At 72.7% G+C, this 17,319-nt stretch carries 14 protein-coding genes; 12 read left to right on the top strand and 2 right to left on the bottom strand.

Annotated elements, in window-relative coordinates; genetic code table 11:
• Nucleotides 1–149: 149 nt before the first annotated feature.
• From PYS65_RS09805 to PYS65_RS09765, 9 genes are all read left to right on the top strand, one after another.
• The gene (locus tag PYS65_RS09805) at nucleotides 150–827 is read left to right on the top strand and encodes a response regulator (RefSeq protein ID WP_279333474.1); all 678 of its coding nucleotides are present in this window, start codon (nucleotides 150–152) and stop codon (nucleotides 825–827) included.
• A gap of 144 nt (nucleotides 828–971) precedes the next feature.
• The gene (locus PYS65_RS09800) at nucleotides 972–3,764 is read left to right on the top strand and encodes a DNA translocase FtsK (RefSeq protein ID WP_279333473.1); all 2,793 of its coding nucleotides are present in this window, start codon (nucleotides 972–974) and stop codon (nucleotides 3,762–3,764) included.
• 248 nt (nucleotides 3,765–4,012) lie between these two features.
• Complete coding sequence (locus tag PYS65_RS09795; RefSeq protein ID WP_279333472.1) at nucleotides 4,013–4,843, top strand: helix-turn-helix domain-containing protein; 831 nt, start codon at nucleotides 4,013–4,015, stop codon at nucleotides 4,841–4,843.
• A 107-nt stretch (nucleotides 4,844–4,950) separates the two neighbouring features.
• Nucleotides 4,951–6,426: a 30S ribosomal protein S12 methylthiotransferase RimO gene (gene rimO / locus PYS65_RS09790; RefSeq protein ID WP_279333471.1), complete on the top strand. Its 1,476-nt coding sequence runs from the start codon at nucleotides 4,951–4,953 to the stop codon at nucleotides 6,424–6,426.
• The gene (gene pgsA / locus PYS65_RS09785; protein WP_279333470.1) at nucleotides 6,423–7,250 is read left to right on the top strand and encodes a CDP-diacylglycerol--glycerol-3-phosphate 3-phosphatidyltransferase; all 828 of its coding nucleotides are present in this window, start codon (nucleotides 6,423–6,425) and stop codon (nucleotides 7,248–7,250) included. The genes rimO and pgsA overlap by 4 nt, the downstream gene beginning before the upstream one ends.
• Nucleotides 7,247–7,792, top strand: a complete 546-nt coding sequence (locus tag PYS65_RS09780) for a CinA family protein (RefSeq protein WP_279333469.1) — start codon at nucleotides 7,247–7,249, stop codon at nucleotides 7,790–7,792. The genes pgsA and PYS65_RS09780 overlap by 4 nt, the downstream gene beginning before the upstream one ends.
• Before the next feature lie 109 nt (nucleotides 7,793–7,901).
• Complete coding sequence (locus PYS65_RS09775; RefSeq protein WP_109380085.1) at nucleotides 7,902–8,282, top strand: helix-turn-helix domain-containing protein; 381 nt, start codon at nucleotides 7,902–7,904, stop codon at nucleotides 8,280–8,282.
• Between the two features lie 181 nt (nucleotides 8,283–8,463).
• Nucleotides 8,464–8,934, top strand: coding sequence for a Dps family protein (locus PYS65_RS09770; protein WP_279333468.1), 471 nt, complete (start codon nucleotides 8,464–8,466; stop codon nucleotides 8,932–8,934).
• Between the two features lie 197 nt (nucleotides 8,935–9,131).
• A complete protein-coding gene (locus tag PYS65_RS09765) occupies nucleotides 9,132–9,485 on the top strand; it encodes a hypothetical protein (protein WP_279333467.1) in 354 nt (117 codons plus the stop codon).
• On the opposite strand, the gene PYS65_RS09760 is transcribed toward PYS65_RS09765, so the two are convergent.
• Both PYS65_RS09760 and PYS65_RS09755 read right to left on the bottom strand, forming a co-directional pair.
• On the bottom strand, nucleotides 9,433–10,287 hold the full coding sequence (locus tag PYS65_RS09760; RefSeq protein ID WP_279333466.1) for an Fpg/Nei family DNA glycosylase: 855 nt from the start codon (nucleotides 10,285–10,287) through the stop codon (nucleotides 9,433–9,435). The two genes, PYS65_RS09765 and PYS65_RS09760, sit on opposite strands and share 53 nt — an antisense overlap.
• Nucleotides 10,288–10,331: 44 nt before the next feature.
• Nucleotides 10,332–15,137: an ATP-dependent helicase gene (locus PYS65_RS09755; RefSeq protein ID WP_279333464.1), complete on the bottom strand. Its 4,806-nt coding sequence runs from the start codon at nucleotides 15,135–15,137 to the stop codon at nucleotides 10,332–10,334.
• 92 nt (nucleotides 15,138–15,229) lie between these two features.
• Between PYS65_RS09755 and PYS65_RS09750 the strand changes: the two genes are divergently transcribed.
• The 3 genes from PYS65_RS09750 to PYS65_RS09740 are packed head-to-tail and all read left to right on the top strand — an operon-like array spanning nucleotide 15,230 to nucleotide 17,171.
• Complete coding sequence (locus tag PYS65_RS09750) at nucleotides 15,230–16,231, top strand: AraC family transcriptional regulator (RefSeq protein ID WP_279333462.1); 1,002 nt, start codon at nucleotides 15,230–15,232, stop codon at nucleotides 16,229–16,231.
• A complete protein-coding gene (locus PYS65_RS09745; RefSeq protein ID WP_279337904.1) occupies nucleotides 16,183–16,866 on the top strand; it encodes an AzlC family ABC transporter permease in 684 nt (227 codons plus the stop codon). Before PYS65_RS09750 ends, PYS65_RS09745 begins: the two co-directional genes overlap by 49 nt.
• Entirely contained in the window at nucleotides 16,863–17,171 is a 309-nt protein-coding gene (locus PYS65_RS09740) for an AzlD domain-containing protein (RefSeq protein ID WP_279333461.1), read from the top strand. Before PYS65_RS09745 ends, PYS65_RS09740 begins: the two co-directional genes overlap by 4 nt.
• Nucleotides 17,172–17,319: the final 148 nt, after the last annotated feature.

Genomic DNA, 17,319 nt, shown 5'->3' with positions numbered 1-17,319 from the left:
CAGGGTGTGGCGACAGGCGGGGTGCGGCTACGATGACCGGCACGAGGACGGGCGGCGCAAGGGAGTCGTCCCCTGGGGCGGCACCCGTCGGTGCCCATCCAGGTCCTGCGGACAGGGGAGGCCCCAAGCCGGGGCGAGGAGGGCGGGCCATGGTGCAGAAGGCCAAGATCCTCCTGGTCGATGACCGGCCGGAGAATCTGCTGGCGCTGGAGGCGATCCTCTCGGCGCTCGATCAGACGCTGGTACGGGCATCGTCCGGGGAAGAAGCGCTCAAGGCACTGCTCACGGATGACTTCGCGGTCATCCTGCTGGATGTCCAGATGCCGGGCATGGACGGTTTCGAGACCGCGGCGCACATCAAGCGGCGGGAGCGGACCCGGGACATCCCGATCATCTTCCTCACCGCGATCAACCACGGCCCGCACCACACCTTCCGCGGCTACGCGGCAGGTGCGGTCGACTACATCTCCAAGCCGTTCGACCCGTGGGTGCTGCGTGCGAAGGTCTCGGTCTTCGTCGACCTTTACATGAAGAACTGCCAGCTGAGGGAGCAGGCGGGGCTGTTGCGGCTCCAGTTGGAGGGCGACGAGAAGGAGGCCGGGGAGCAGAAGGAGCCCGTCGGTCTGCTCGCCGAACTCTCCGCGCGGCTCGCGGCTGTCGAGGAACAGGCCGAGGCCCTGACCAAGCAGCTCAACGACGAATCCACCGACGCGGCCGCGGTGGCCACGGCGGCCCACCTGGAGCGCAAGCTCACGGGGTTGCGGCGCGCGTTGGACGCGCTGGAGCCGGGCACGGGCCCCGTGTCGCCGTTGCCGTCGCAGAACTGACCAGCAGGGTACGGCTCTTGCCGCTCACCCGGTGCGGTCCCGGGGTGAGGCGGCGTCAGTTCGGCGCCTTTGTCGAAGCGACACGAACGGGTGAAGCATCTGGCACGCGTGTCCACAGGCGTCTCCACCGGTAACCTCACCCCCATGGCCTCACGTCCCTCCGCCGCCAAGAAGCCACCCGCGAAGAAGGCGGCTGCTTCCGCGAAGGCTCCGGCGAAGAAGGCCGCTGCCAAGAAGCCGCCCGCGAAGAAGACCACGGCCAGGAAAGCCCCCGCGGCCAGGAAAGCCCCCGCGGCCAAGAAGGCCGCGGTGAAGAAGCCCGCGCCCAAACCGGCTCCCAGCCCGACGGGCGGCGTTTACCGCCTGGTGCGCGCCCTGTGGCTCGGCCTGGCACATGCCGTCGGGGCGGTCTTCCGCGGCATAGGACAGGGCGCGAGGAACCTCGACCCCGCCCACCGCAAGGACGGCCTCGCGCTGCTGCTGCTCGGCATCGGCCTCGTCGTCGCCGCGGGCACCTGGGCCGACCTCGAGGGGCCCGTGGGCGACCTCGTGGAGATCCTGGTCACCGGTGCCTTCGGCCGGCTCGACCTGCTGGTGCCGATCCTGGTCGGGGTCGTCGCCGTGCGCCTCATCCGGCACCCGGAGAAGCCGGAGGCCAACGGCCGCATCGTCATCGGCCTGTCGGCCCTCCTCATCGGGGTGCTCGGCCAGATCCACATCGCCTGCGGTTCGCCCGCCCGCGACGGCATGCACGCCGTACGGGACGCCGGCGGGCTCATCGGCTGGGGCGCGGCCACGCCACTGTCGTACACCGTGACCGATGTGCTCGCCGTGCCCCTGCTGGTGCTGCTCACCGTCTTCGGTCTGCTGGTCGTCACGGCCACCCCGGTCAACGCCGTCCCGCAGCGGCTGCGGTTGCTCGGCACCAGGCTGGGGCTCGTCCACGACCGGACACCGGAGGAACACGGCGAGCACGGCGAGTACGGCGATGACGACGCGCGCTACGAGGAGCAGTGGCGCGAGGCGTTGCCCGCGAGCCGCCGCGGCCGCGGTCGGGCGTCCCAGGGGCACGAACCCGGCATCCCCGACAGCGCGGAGCAGGAAGCGCTCTCCCGGCGGCGCTCCCGCCCGCGCCGGTCCGCGGTGCCGCAGCCCGACACGAACCGGCCGATGGACGCCGTGGACGTGGCCGCCGCTGCCGCCGCCGCGCTCGACGGTGCGGTGCTGCACGGGATGCCGCCCTCACCGATCGTCGCCGACCTCACCCAGGGCGTACGCGTGGGGGACCGCGAGCCGACCACGCCGAGACCGGTCCCGGCCGCCCGTCCCCGGCAGGAGAGGCCGAGGGAGGACGAGCCGGAGCCGGAGAGGCCCAGGGCGGGCATCCTGGACATGACGAAGGCGCCGCCCGCCGAACCCCGGGACCTGCCCGCCCGCGCGGAGCAGCTCCAGCTCTCCGGTGACATCACCTACTCGCTGCCCTCCCTCGCCCTGCTCCAGCGCGGCGGCCCGGGCAAGGCGCGCAGCGCGGCCAACGACGTCATCGTCGACGCTCTGCGGAAGGTCTTCACCGAGTTCAAGGTGGACGCCGACGTCACCGGCTTCACCCGCGGCCCGACCGTCACCCGCTATGTGGTGGAGCTCGGACCGGCCGTCAAGGTCGAGCGGGTGACCGCGCTGACGAAGAACATCGCGTACGCCGTCGCCAGCCCCGACGTACGCATCATCAGCCCCATTCCCGGCAAGTCCGCCGTCGGCATCGAGATCCCGAACACCGACCGGGAGATGGTCAACCTCGGCGACGTACTGCGGCTCGCGGAGTCCGCCGAGGACGACGACCCGATGCTGGTCGCTTTCGGCAAGGACGTCGAGGGCGGCTACGTCATGCACTCGCTGGCGAAGATGCCGCACATCCTGGTCGCCGGCGCCACCGGCTCCGGCAAGTCGTCCTGCATCAACTGTCTGATCACGTCGGTGATGATGCGGGCGACGCCGGAGGACGTCCGGATGATCCTGGTCGACCCCAAGCGCGTGGAGCTCACCGCCTACGAGGGCATCCCGCACCTGATCACACCGATCATCACCAACCCCAAGCGGGCCGCCGAGGCGCTCCAGTGGGTCGTCCGCGAGATGGACCTGCGCTACGACGACCTGGCCGCCTACGGGTACCGGCACATCGACGACTTCAACCGCGCGGTGCGCGCCGGCAAGGTCAAGCCGCCGGAGGGCAGCGAGCGCGAGCTCCAGCCGTACCCGTATCTGCTGGTGATCGTGGACGAGCTGGCCGACCTGATGATGGTCGCCCCGCGCGACGTCGAGGACGCCATCGTGCGCATCACGCAGCTCGCGCGGGCGGCCGGTATCCACCTGGTGCTCGCCACCCAGCGGCCCTCGGTCGACGTCGTCACCGGTCTGATCAAGGCCAATGTGCCCTCCCGGCTCGCGTTCGCCACCTCGTCCCTCGCGGACTCGCGGGTCATCCTCGACCAGGCCGGCGCCGAGAAGCTGATCGGCAAGGGCGACGGACTCTTCCTGCCGATGGGGGCGAGCAAACCCACCCGTATGCAGGGCGCGTTCGTGACCGAGGAAGAGATCGCCGGTGTCGTCCAGCACTGCAAGGACCAGATGACGCCCGTCTTCCGGGAGGACGTCGTCGTCGGGACCAAGCAGAAGAAGGAGATCGACGAGGACATCGGCGACGACCTCGACCTGCTGTGCCAGGCGGCCGAACTGGTCGTCTCCACCCAGTTCGGGTCGACGTCCATGCTCCAGCGCAAGCTGCGCGTGGGCTTCGCGAAGGCCGGCCGGCTCATGGACCTCATGGAGTCCCGGAACATCGTCGGGCCGAGCGAGGGTTCGAAGGCGCGTGACGTTCTGGTGAAGGCCGACGAGCTGGATGGAGTGCTCGCGCTGATCCGGGGGGAGTCTGAAGGGTAGGAGGGACGCGGCCGTTGCTCCGCAGCAGTCGGACGGCGGATCGTGACCCACCCGTGAGGGATCACCGCGCAACCGTTTCCCTTCGACGTACGTCAACGTGAGGGAAGTGTCAGAACGCAGGTCCACCATCGGTGTGTCGGGCCATTCCGATGGCGTACAAAGTACTACCGCCCGGTTGCCCCACCCTTTTGTCATCCCCCTAGACTGAACCTCCAGCACAGGCGGCTACACGCTCGAAAGGCGCCCCCGTGTCCATCGGCAACTCTCCTGAAGACGAGCGTCCGTTCGAAGACGTATCCGAGGAAGCCCGCCCCTCCGTCGGCCGTGCGCTGCAGCAGGCACGCATCGCCGCCGGCCTCACCGTCGACGACGTCACCACCGCCACCCGGGTCCGTATCGCCATCGTGCGCGCCATCGAGGCGGACGACTTCGAGCTCTGCGGCGGTGACGTCTACGCGCGCGGGCACCTCCGAACCCTGGCCAGGGCCGTGCAGCTCGACCCCGCCCCGCTGATCGCCCAGTACGAGGCCGAGCACGGAGGCCGCCCGGCCCCCACCCCGGCCGCACCCCTGTTCGAGGCGGAACGCATCCGCCCGGAGCGGCGCGGACCCAACTGGACCGCAGCCATGGTCGCCGCGATCGTCGTCGTGGTCGGCTTCGTCGGATTCACCATGGTCAAGGGCGGTGACGACGGCGGCCAGGAGAACGTCGCCGACGGCGCCACCCCCAGCACGTCCGCCCCGTCCACCCCCAAGTCCAAGAAGCCCGCCGTCCCCGAGCCGGAACCCTCGGACAGCGCCATCGCGGCCGCGCCGCAGGACAAGGTGACCGTCATGGTGAGCGCCCCCGACGGGCGCAGCTGGATCTCCGCCAAGGATCACAGCGGCCGGCTGCTCTTCGACGGGCTGCTCAAGCAGGGCGACTCCAAGACCTTCCAGGACAGCACGAAGATCAACCTGGTGCTCGGTGACGCCGGCGCGATCGACCTCTTCGTCAACGGCAAGAAGATCGAGGACGACTGGCAGCCGGGGGCCGTGGAGCGCCTCACGTACACGAAGGGCGACCCGCAGGCCGGATAGCGGGATGCGGGTGATGTCTCGCCGGCGGGGCCGTCCCGGACGGGTCGGCCCCCCTCGGCGAACCCCGTCGATGGGGGGTGCCGGCGGGACGAAGTAGTCTTGAGCCCATGCCTGAACGCCGCACCGTCGCACTCGTCACCCTTGGCTGCGCCCGTAACGAGGTGGACTCGGAGGAGCTCGCAGGCCGTTTGGAGGCGGACGGCTGGCAGCTCGTGGAGGACGCCGGAGAAGCGGACGTCGCCGTCGTGAACACCTGCGGCTTCGTCGAAGCCGCCAAGAAGGACTCCGTCGACGCCCTCCTGGAGGCCAACGACCTCAAGGGTCACGGAAGAACGCAGGCCGTGGTGGCGGTGGGCTGCATGGCCGAGCGGTACGGCAAGGAACTGGCCGAGGCGCTCCCCGAGGCCGACGGCGTGCTCGGCTTCGACGACTACACCGACATCTCGGACCGCCTCCAGACCATCCTGAACGGCGGCATCCACGCCTCCCACACCCCCCGTGACCGGCGCAAGCTGCTGCCGATCAGCCCCGCCGAGCGCCAGGAGTCCGCCACATCCGTGGCCCTCCCGGGGCACGGCCCGGTGGACCTCCCCGACGGCCTCGCCCCGGCCTCCGGACCCCGCGCGCCCCTGCGGCGCCGGCTGGACGGCACCCCGGTCGCCTCGGTGAAGCTCGCCTCCGGCTGCGACCGGCGCTGCTCCTTCTGCGCCATCCCGTCCTTCCGCGGCTCCTTCATCTCGCGCCGCCCCAGCGATGTGCTGAACGAGACGCGGTGGCTGGCCGAGCAGGGGGTGAAGGAGATCATGCTGGTCTCCGAGAACAACACCTCCTACGGCAAGGACCTCGGGGACATCCGCCTTCTGGAGTCCCTGCTGCCCGAACTCGCCGAGGTCGACGGCATCGAGCGGGTCCGCGTCAGCTACCTCCAGCCCGCCGAGATGCGCCCCGGCCTGATCGACGTACTGACCTCCACACCGGGGGTCGTCCCGTACTTCGACCTGTCCTTCCAGCACTCCGCGCCCGGTGTGCTGCGCGCGATGCGCCGCTTCGGCGACACCGACCGCTTCCTGGAGCTCCTCGACACCATCCGGGGCAAGGCGCCCGAGGCCGGTGTGCGCTCCAACTTCATCGTCGGCTTCCCCGGCGAGTCCGAGGCCGACCTCGCCGAGCTGGAGCGGTTCCTGAACCATGCCCGGCTGGACGCCATCGGCGTCTTCGGCTACTCCGACGAGGAGGGCACCGAGGCGGCGACGTACGAGCACAAGCTGGACCAGGACGTCGTCGCCGAGCGGCTGGCACATGTCTCCCGGATGGCCGAGGAACTCGTCTCGCAGCGTGCCGAGGAGCGGGTCGGCGAGACCGTGCACGTGCTGGTGGAGTCCGTCGACGAGGAGGAGGGCGTGTACGGGCGCGCGGCGCACCAGGCCCCCGAGACGGACGGTCAGGTGCTGCTCACGAGCGGCACGGGTCTGCGTCCGGGCCGTATGGTCGAGGCGAAGGTCGTCGGCACGGAGGGTGTCGACCTGGTGGCCGAGCCGCTCTTCCAGGGTTCGCCCGCGTTGAGTCAGGAGGCTGGCAGATGACGGGTGTCCCGGCATCCGCGGCGGGAGGCCCCTCCGGCGCGAGGAGGGCGTCGGCGAGTCCGGCGGGCCGCCCGAGGGCCGGTGGGACCGCGGGCGGTGACGCCTCCCGGACCTCGGTTTCCGGCGGCATGACCGACCGGGTCCCCGGCAGCAGCGGCAACGGCCGTGGCGGTGACGACCGTGACCGTGACGGGCAGTCGGCGCGGGGCGGGAAGATCACGGCGGCGGCCGTGAACCAGGCCAGCGTCTGGAACGTCGCCAACCTGCTCACCATGCTCCGGCTGGTGCTCGTACCGGCATTCGTCGCCCTCATGCTCGCCGACGGCGGATACGACCCGGCCTGGCGGGCGTTCGCGTGGGCGGCCTTCGCCGTCGCCATGATCACCGACCTGTTCGACGGTCATCTGGCGCGCACCTACGACCTCGTCACCGACTTCGGCAAGATCGCCGACCCCATCGCCGACAAGGCGATCATGGGAGCGGCGCTGATCTGTCTCTCCTCGCTGGGCGACCTCCCCTGGTGGGTCACCGGTGTCATCCTCGGCCGGGAACTCGGCGTCACGCTGCTGCGTTTTCTGGTCATCCGCCACGGTGTGATCCCGGCAAGTCGCGGGGGCAAGCTCAAGACCCTCACCCAGGGCGTGGCCGTCGGCATGTACGTGCTGGCGTTGACCGGGTGGCTGGCCACCCTGCGGTTCTGGGTGATGGCGGCGGCCGTTGTGCTCACGGTCGTGACCGGACTCGACTACGTGAGACAGGCCATGGTGCTGCGCAGGAAGGGAATCATAGAGCGCGAAGCGGCGTTGAAAGAGCCGGAAGCTTGAGTTCCCGGGCCGCCGAAGCAGTGCGACTGCTCACCGTCAAGGGTGAGACGCTCGCCGTCGCCGAGTCGCTCACCGGCGGCCTGGTCGCGGCGGAGATCACCTCCGTGCCCGGAGCGTCGAAGGTCTTCCGAGGTTCGGTGACGGCCTACGCCACCGAGCTGAAGCACGGACTGCTCGGCGTCGACGCCACTCTGCTGGCGCAGCGCGGGGCGGTGGATCCGCAGGTGGCGGCCGAGATGGCGGCCGGCGTCCGCAAGGCGCTGGGCGCCGACTGGGGCATCGCGACCACGGGTGTCGCCGGCCCGGACCCCCAGGACGGCCAACCCGTCGGGACCGTCTATGTGGCGGTGTCCGGGCCGTCGGTGACGGATTCCGTCTTTGCCGGTGGCGGAAAAGTGAAGCATCTGCGATTGAACGGCGACCGGGCGGAAATTCGTATGGAGAGTGTACGGAGCGTACTCGCACTGCTTCTCGGGGAGCTTGCGGGCGAACAGACCGGGAATGAGCGGGCACAGGATACGGAACGGAACGGGGGGTTTTGATGTTTGCAGCCCAGAGTGAACACGACATCGCTCCCCGCACGGCCGCAGCACAAGGCGGTACGGTGGGGCGAGAAGGATCCGGATACACGGCCCGAGGAGGGAGCCACCGATGATTCTGCTCCGTCGCCTGCTGGGTGACGTGCTGCGTCGGCAGCGCCAACGTCAGGGCCGTACTCTGCGCGAAGTCTCCTCGTCCGCCCGAGTCTCACTCGGCTATCTCTCCGAGGTGGAGCGGGGGCAGAAGGAGGCTTCCTCCGAGCTGCTCTCCGCGATCTGCGACGCGCTGGACGTACGGATGTCCGAGCTCATGCGGGAAGTGAGCGACGAGCTCGCCCTCGCCGAGCTGGCCCGGTCGGCTGCGGCGACCCCCAGCGAACCCGTGCCCGCGTCGGTCCGTCCGATGCTGGGCTCCGTCTCGGTGACCGGCGTGCCACCGGAACGGGTGACCATCAAGGCGCCCGCCGAGGCGGTCGACGTCGTCGCCGCCTGAGCGGCGTGAAGGTGTGAGAGGCCCCGGCCGGGGTCCTTCCGGAAGATCCGGAGGGGCGTCGCCGGGGTTTTCGCTTGCCCGCTGCTTCCCGGTGCGTGCGTTTGCCGGTCCGGTGCATGGCGGCGATGGTTGAGGGAACGAGGGAGAAATCCACACGCGGTGACCGGCCTTGGAGGCGCGGATGTACGTCGTGAAGAGCCCGTTGTCCGACGAGAACCTGAAGACCGTGTCCGAGGCGCTCCAGGGGGCCCTCGTCGACCTGGTGGACCTCGCTCTGGTGGCGAAGCAGATCCACTGGAACGTCGTCGGGCAGCGCTTCCGCTCCGTGCACCTACAGCTTGACGAGGTGGTGGCCCTCGCGCGGACCCACTCCGACACCGTGGCGGAGCGTTCCGCGGCCCTGGGTGTCTCACCCGACGGGCGCGCCGCGACGGTGGCCGTCGGCAGCGGCATCGGGGTGACGCCCGAGGGCTGGGTCGACGACACGGCCGCGGTGGGCGCCATGGTGGACGCCCTGGGCGCGGTGATCGAGCGGATGCGCGAGCGGGTCGGTGCGACCGCCGAGCCGGACCCGGTGAGCCAGGACATCCTCATCTCGGCGACGGCGGATCTCGAGAAGCAGCACTGGATGTTCCAGGCCGAGAACGGGTGATGTGGCCCCGGGCGCTGTGCCGAGCGGTGGGGTGGACGTGCGGCACACGGGGCACACGGGGCGTAAACGGCCTGTGACGGCGGTGGCGGTGCGGTGGCCGGCGCCGGGGGTGGTGCGCCCGTGTGCCGGGGGTGCGCCCTGGCTGCCCGGGTGAGCGCCCCTATAGCGTCCGGCTGGAGGTGCCGGAGGTGGGGGCCATGAGAGTGCGGGCGGTTCGCTGGGGTGCGGCGCTGGGGCTCGGGGCGCTGTGGTGGTGGGCCGTGGCGAGGCTGTTGCTCGTGCCCGAGGCGGGGACGCTGGAGGCGACGGTCGCGGCCGGAGGATGGGGGCTGAGCGTACTTCCGGTGCACTGCATGCCGAAGGCGCGGGCCGAAGGAGCCCTGGCGCCCGGGCGCTGGCGTCGGGCCTGGAACACGGGCGCGGCCGCCGCGCCCGGGACCGGCACAGCGGCCGACACCACATCCGAGGTCACCACATCCGAGGTCACCACGTCCGAGGTCACCACGGCATCGCCGCGCCCCCGTCCGGACGGGGAATCCGGCTGGTGGTGAAGGCCGCCGTGGGGACCGGGCCCGGCTGGCAGGCGGGGCACCAGTAGGTGGGGCGCTCGCGGGAACCGTCGCCCTGGTCGGCCCGGCGGACCGGAGTGCGGCAGCGCAGACAGGGGCGGTCCGCACGACCGTAGACGAACAGGTACTGGCCACGACGGCCGGTGGTGCTGCGGACCGGGCGGTCGCGGTTGTGCCCCAGCAGCTTCCTGGCGGACTCGAGCAGCTTCGCTGCGCGTTCGGCGGACAGGTCACCGACGGGGAGCCAGGGCGTGACACCGAGCAGGAAACAGAGCTCGCTCTTGTACACGTTGCCGATACCGGCGAGGTTGCGCTGGTCCAGCAGGGCTTCGCCGAGCGGGCGGGCCGGGTCCCGGAGAAGGTTCGCCAGCGCCAGGGCGGTATCCCAGTCGGGGCCCAGCAGGTCGGGGCCGAGGTGGCCGACCACGCGGTCCTCGTCGGTGGTGCGCAGGAGTTCGAGGACGGGCAGACGGTAGCCGACGGCGGTGCGGCCGGTGTTGCCCAGGATCGCGCGGATCTGGTGGGCGGGGCCGCCGCTCCAGCGCTGCCCGTGCGCGTACACCCGCCAGGAGCCGTCCATCCGCAGGTGCGAGTGCAGGGTCAGACCGCCCTCGACCCGGGTGAGCAGGTGCTTGCCGCGCGGGGTGACGTCCAGGACGGCGCGGCCGGTCAGGTCGGCCGTGGCGAACCGGGGCACCCGCAGGTCGCTGCGGGTCAGCACCGTGCCGGCGAGGGCGTCGTGCAGCCGCCGCGCGGCCTGCCAGACGGTGTCTCCTTCGGGCATGGGGCAAGGGTCGCACGCTCTCGTGCGGCGGGCAGGCCCGCTGGTCAGGGGCGCAGGCGCAGGCCTCGGGGGGTCGCGACGAAGCCCGCGGCCTCCAGGAGCGCCCCGAGCGGGGACGTCAGGGCGGGAGCGCTGTTGAGGCGCTCCACCGTGACCGTGCCGAGGGAACCCGCGCGCGCGGCCGCCGCGAGCGCTTCCGCCGCGGCCGGGAGGCGGGGGTCGTCGGCGGGCTCCCCGCCCGGGTCCGCGGGCCAGGCCAGTACCGTCTTGCCGCCGCGCTCCACGTAGAGCGTCAGCTCACCGTCGACGAGCACCACCAGCGAGCCCGCCTTGCGGCCGGGCTTGTGTCCGGCGCCCGTCGGAGGCTCTGGCCAGCCCAGTGCGGCACCGTACGCGTTCGCGGGATCGGCGGCGGCCAGGACGACGGTGCGCAGGGCGGGGTCCGGGCCGGTGCGGCGGCCCGCGAAGGGGTCGTACGAGGGGCGCCCCCCGTGCTGCCGGAGACCGGGAGCGGGGTCGCCGTCGAGGAGGCCGGAGCCTCCCCGGCCCGGGCCGTTCCAGTCCGTGGCGTCCGGGCCGCCCCGGCCCGGGCCGGGGAGGGGCTCCCCCCGCTCGCGGGCGTTGGCCGCCGCGCGGAGGCGGTCCACTGCGCCGTCCATGGCGAACTGGGCGGCCCCCAGCCCTTCGACCACGTAGCCGCGCCGGGCCTGCCCGGTCTCCTCGAAGGCGGACAGGACGCGGTAGACCGCGGAGAAACCGCCCTCCACACCCTCCGCCGAGACGGCGCCCCGAGTCACCACGCCGTGCCGGTCGAGCAGGGTGCGGGCCAGTGCGTGGGCGCGGACCGTGAGGTCGGCCTCCCGGTCCGGGAGCAGCGACCAGCGTCCGGCGACGGTCGGTGGGCCGGTGCGGGAGGTACCGCGGGCGGCTGCCGTGAGCGAGCCGTAGCGGCCGCGCGGCACCGGGCGCTTCGCGCGGTGGGCGGTCGAGCCCGCGGTACGGCCCGAGCCCAGCAGGGAGCGCATGGGGGCGAGGGTGTCGTTGGTCAGCAGGCCGGACCAGACCAGGTCCCAGAGGGCGTCGGCCAGCTGGGGGTCGGTGGCCTCGGGGTGGGTGGTGGCGCGGACCTGGTCGGCGATCTGGCGGAAGAACAGACCGTAGCCGCCGGCGAGGGCGTCCAGCACCGACCGGTGCAGGGCGGTCGTCTCCAGGGGGTGCGCGGGCGGCAGGAGCAGCGGGGCCGCGTCCGCGAGGTACAGGGAGACCCAGCCGTCCTTTCCCGGGAGGGAACCGGCACCGGCCCACACCACCTCCCCGGCGGCCGTGAGCTCGTCCAGCATCGCGGGGGAGTAGTGCGCGACCCGGGAAGGCAGGACCAGCTTCTCCAGGGCGGACGCGGGCACGGACGCACCCTGCAACTGCTCGACGGCGCGCACCAGGCCGTCGACGCCGCGCAGCGTGTGCCCCTTGCCGATGTGCTGCCACCGGGGCAGGAACTGGGCGAGCGCGGCCGGCGGCACCGGCTCCAGCTCGTGCCGCAGGGCGGCCAGGGAACGGCGGCGCAGCCGGCGCAGCACGGTCGCGTCGCACCACTCCTGGCCGATCCCGGCCGGGTGGAACTCGCCCTGGACGACCCTGCCCGCCGCCGAGAGCCGCTGCAGGGCACCCTCGGTGACCGCCGTGCCCAGCCCGAAACGGGCCGCGGCGGTGGCCGACGTGAACGGGCCGTGGGTCCGGGCGTACCGTGCGAGGAGGTCGCCCAACGGGTCCTTGACCGGTTCGGTGAACGCCTCCGGCACGCCGACCGGCAGCGCCGTGCCCAGCGCGTCGCGCAGCCGCCCGGCGTCCTCGACCGCCGCCCAGTGCTCGGCGCCGGCGACGCGGACCCGGATCGCGCGGCGGGCCGCGGCCAGCTCCTGGGCCCACCCCGGCTCGGCGCCCCGCTCCGCCAGCTCGGCCCCGGTGAGCGGTCCGAGCACGCGCAGCAGGTCGGCCACGCCCTCCACGTCCTTGACCCGCCGGTCCTCGGTGAGCCACTGCAGCTCGCGCTCCAGCTCGGCCAGCACCTCGGCGTCGAGCAGCTCACGCAGCTCCGCCCGGCCGAGCAGCTCGGCCAGCAGCCGCGAGTCCAGCGACAGGGCCGCCGCGCGGCGCTCGGCGAGCGGGGAGTCGCCCTCGTACAGGAACTGGGCGACGTACCCGAACAGGAGCGAGCGGGCGAAGGGCGACGGCTCCGGAGTGGTGACCTCGACGAGCCGCACCGTGCGGGACTCCAGATCGCCCATCAGCTCGACGAGCCCAGGGACGTCGAAGACGTCCTGGAGACATTCGCGGACGGCCTCCAGGACGATCGGGAACGAGCCGAACTCACCCGCCACCTGGAGCAGCTGGGAGGCACGCTGACGCTGCTGCCACAGCGGGGTGCGCTTGCCGGGGTTGCGGCGCGGCAGCAACAGCGCACGGGCGGCGCACTCGCGGAAACGGGACGCGAACAGCGCCGAGCCGCCCACCTGGTCGGTGACGACCTGGTCGACCTCCCCCTTGTCGAAGACCACGTCCGCCGCGCCCAGCGGCGCCCGGTCCGCGTCGTACTCGGTGCCCGTGCCCGCCGGCTCCTGGTCGAGCAGGTCCAGACCCATCAGGTCGGCGTCCGGCAGGCGCAGCACGATGCCGTCGTCGGCGTGCATCACCTGGGCGTCCATGCCGTACCGCTCGAAGAGGCGGGCACCGAGCGCGAGCGCCCACGGGGCGTGCACCTGGGCCCCGAACGGGGAGTGCACCACGACCCGCCAGTCGCCGAGCTCGTCCCGGAAACGCTCCACGACGATCGTGCGGTCGTCCGGGACATGGCCGCAGGCCCGGCGCTGTTCGTCGAGGTAGGACAGCACGTTGTCGGCGGCCCAGGTGTCCAGCCCGGCGGCCAGGAGCCGCGGCCGCGCCTCCCGCGGGGACAGCGAGCCGACCTCCCGCAGGAACGCGCCCACCGCGCGGCCCAGCTCCAGCGGGCGGCCCAGCTGGTCCCCCTTCCAGAACGGGAGCCGCCCCGGTACGCCCGGGGCCGGAGAGACCAGCACCCGGTCGCGCGTGATGTCCTCGATGCGCCAGGAGGTGGTGCCGAGCGTGAAGACGTCACCGACCCGGGACTCGTAGACCATCTCCTCGTCGAGCTCGCCGACCCGCCCGCCGCCCTTCTTGGGGTCGGCGCCCGCGAGGAACACCCCGAACAGGCCCCGGTCGGGGATCGTGCCCCCGGAGGTGACGGCGAGGCGCTGGGCACCGGGACGGCCGGTGATCTCGCCCGTGACCCGGTCCCACACCACGCGCGGGCGCAGCTCCGCGAACGCGTCGGACGGGTAGCGGCCGGCGAGCATGTCCAGCACGCCCGTGAAGGCCGACTCGGGCAGCGAGGCGAAGGGGGCCGCCCGGCGCACCAGGGCCAGCAGATCGTCGAACCGCCAGGTGTCCATGGCCGTCATCGCGACGATCTGCTGCGCCAGGACGTCCAGCGGGTTCGCGGGGACCCGCAGCGACTCGATGGCGCCGGTCCGCATCCGCTCGGTGACCACGGCGGCCTGGACGAGGTCGCCCCGGTACTTCGGGAACACCACGCCCGTGGAGACCGCCCCCACCTGGTGGCCCGCGCGGCCGACGCGCTGGAGCCCCGAGGCCACCGACGGCGGCGACTCGACCTGGACCACCAGGTCGACCGCGCCCATGTCGATGCCCAGCTCCAGACTGGAGGTGGCGACCACCGCGGGCAGCCGGCCCGCCTTGAGGTCCTCCTCGACCAGGGCCCGTTGCTCCTTGGACACCGAGCCGTGGTGCGCGCGGGCGATGACGGCGGGCGCGCCCCGGGCGGCCCCGGAACCGCCCATGAGCTCGGCCGGGGAGTGGTGCTCACCCAGCGGTTCCCCGGTGGCCCGCTCGTGGGCGATCTCGTTGAGCCGGTTGCACAGGCGCTCCGCGAGCCGGCGGGAGTTCGCGAACACGATCGTCGAGCGGTGGGACTGGACCAGATCGGCGATCCGCTCCTCGACGTGCGGCCAGATCGACGGGCGCTCCGCCCCCTCCGACGCCTCGGCCACCGGAGAGCCGCCCAGCTCCCCCAGATCCTCGACCGGGACCACGACGGAGAGGTCGAACTCCTTGCCGGCCTCGGGCTGGACGATCTCCACCCTGCCGCGCGGGGACAGGTAACGGGCGATCTCGTCGACCGGGCGGACCGTCGCCGACAGGCCGATGCGGCGGGCCGGCCGGGGCAGCAGTTCGTCCAGCCGCTCCAGGGAGAGCCCGAGGTGCGCCCCGCGCTTGGTGCCGGCGACCGCGTGCACCTCGTCCAGGATCACCGTCTCCACGCCCGTCAGCGCGTCCCGCGCGGCCGAGGTCAGCATCAGGAACAGGGACTCCGGAGTGGTGATGAGGATGTCCGGCGGGCGGGTGGACAGGGCCCGGCGCTCGGCGGGCGGGGTGTCGCCGGAGCGGATCCCGACCCTGACCTCGGGCTCGGGCAGCCCCAGGCGCAGGGCCTCCTGGCGGATGCCGGTCAGCGGGCTGCGGAGATTGCGCTCGACGTCGACGGCCAGGGCCTTCAGCGGGGAGACGTACAGGACGCGGCAGCGCTTTCGGTGGTCCGCGGGCGGGGGCGCGGCGGCCAGCTGGTCCAGGGCCGCGAGGAACGCGGCCAGCGTCTTGCCGGAGCCGGTGGGAGCGACGACCAGCACGTCCGCCCCCTCCTGGATGGCCCGCCAGGCGCCGGACTGGGCCGCGGTGGGCGCGGAGAACGCCCCCGTGAACCAGCCGCGGGTCGCGGCGGAGAAGCCGTCCAGAGCTCGGTGCGCAGTGCTGACCATGCGTACATCCTGCACCCGGGCACTGACAACGGGCCTGAGCAGGCAGGACGGCCCCGGCGAGGCCGGTTCGGGGGAAGAGTGACAATGACCGTATGGCGGAACAGGGCAAGGAACGGGCGCGGCACTGGCAGTACGCCGACCTGCCCGGCGTCGATCTGCTCCGGGCCCGCTACATCCACAAGGCCTTCGTACGGCACACCCACGAGCACTTCGTGATCGCCGCCATCGCCGACGGTGTGGAGGTTTTCCACCACGGCGGCGGCGACCAGTACGCGGGGGCCGGGGCACTGGCGCTGGTGAACCCGGACACCCCGCACACCGGGCGGGCCGGGGTGCCGGAGGGCTGGCGGTACGGCGCGGTGTACCCGTCGCCCGAGGTGGTCGCGGCGATCGCCGCGGAGACCACCACACTGCGCGGCACCCCGGGCTTCGTGCGGCCGGTGCTCGACGATCCGTACACCGTCCGCCTGGTGCACCAGGTACTGCGGGCCACCGACGAGGGCAACGCGCTCGCCGCCGACACCCTGCTGCGGGCGGCCGTGACCCGGCTGCTGAGGCTGAACGGCGGCTCGCTGCCCCGGCGCGAGGTGCGTACGGCCGGCGCCCGGACCGCCGCGCGCGCCCGTGCCCTGCTGGAGGAGCGGATGGCTGCCCCGCCGACACTGGAGCAGCTGGCCGACGAGCTGGGCACCAGCCCGTTCGCGCTGCTGCGGGCCTTCCGGGACACCTACGGAATGCCGCCGCACGCCTGGCTCACCGACGCGCGGGTACGGCGGGCGCGTCGGCTGCTGGACGCCGGGACCGTGCCGTCGGAGGCCGCCGTCGTGGTCGGATTCACCGACCAGCCGCACCTGAACCGGCACTTCGGCCGGATCGTGGGAGTGCCGCCGGGCGCCTACCAGCGCGAGCGCAAGAACGTACAAGACATCCGAAGAGCGCTCCACGTACCGTCCGGGGTGTGGCAACAGAACAGACAACACTCGCGGACGTCCGGGACGGGGACGCCCGGGAAGAAAAACCGGACGGCGCCGTCGTCCGGGACGCCCTGGGCGTGGGGACAGCCGTCGGACTCTCCGGATTCGCCTTCGGGGTGACCTCGGCCGGCAGCGGGCTCACGCTGCTCCAGACGTGTGTGCTCAGCCTTCTCGTGTTCACCGGGGCGTCCCAGTTCGCGCTGGTGGGGGCGCTCGCCGCAGGCGGGAGCCCGTTCACGGCCGCCGCCGGAGCCTTCTTCCTGGGAGTGCGCAACGCCTTCTACGGGCTGCGCCTGTCCCAGTTGCTGGCCCTCCCGCGCGCGGTGCGGCCGTTCGCGGCCCAGTGGGTCATCGACGAGACGGCCGCGGTCTCCCTCGCCCAGCCCACCCGGCGCAGCGCGCGGATCGGTTTCCTGGTGACCGGGCTCAGCCTGTACGTCCTGTGGAACCTCACCACGCTGCTCGGCGCGCTGGGCGCCGAAGCCATCGGGGACACCGGCGCGTGGGGCCTGGACGCGGCCGGCCCCGCGGTCTTCCTGGCCCTGCTCGCGCCGATGCTGCGCACCGGCACCGAACGGATGGTCGCCGGGCTCGCCGTCCTGCTGGGACTCGGCCTGCTGCCGGTCCTGCCCGCCGGCGTACCGGTCCTGGTGGCCGCGCTCGCGGCACCGGCGGTCCTGTGGGCCCAGGGCCGCCGCAGGGGCACACCGCACGACGGTGTACCGCACGACGGCGTATCGAGGGAGGACCGTTGAACATCTGGATCGCGATCGGGGTGACCGTCCTCGGGTGCTACGCCGTCAAGCTGGCCGGGCTGCTGGTCCCCGCCGGTGTCCTCGAACGGCCGCTGGTCAGGCGTCTGGCCGCGCTGCTGCCCGTCGCCCTGCTCGCCGCCCTCACGGCCCAGCAGACCTTCGCCGACGGGCAGACGCTGGTGCTGGACGCGCGGGGGGTGGGTCTCGCCGCCGCCGCCGTGGCGTTGATGCTGCGCGCCCCGTTCCTGGTCGTCGTCGGGGCGGCCGTGGTGGTGACGGCGGGGGTCCGGGCCCTGGGCGGCTGAGACCGGCGCCGGGCCGGCCGACCGGGCGGCCGTACGCCCTGAGCGTGCGCAGCGCGTCGATGGTCACCGCGCCACCGGGGCCGGCGCCCGCTCCACCGGGCCGGCACCGCCCTGTGGAACTCGTGGGCGACCATGTGGAACCCGTGGG

The organism is Streptomyces cathayae (assembly GCF_029760955.1).
GTDB lineage: Bacteria > Actinomycetota > Actinomycetes > Streptomycetales > Streptomycetaceae > Streptomyces > Streptomyces cathayae.
The sequence above is the reverse complement of the archived record's forward strand: the minus strand, read 5'-3'. Positions and strand labels throughout refer to the sequence as shown.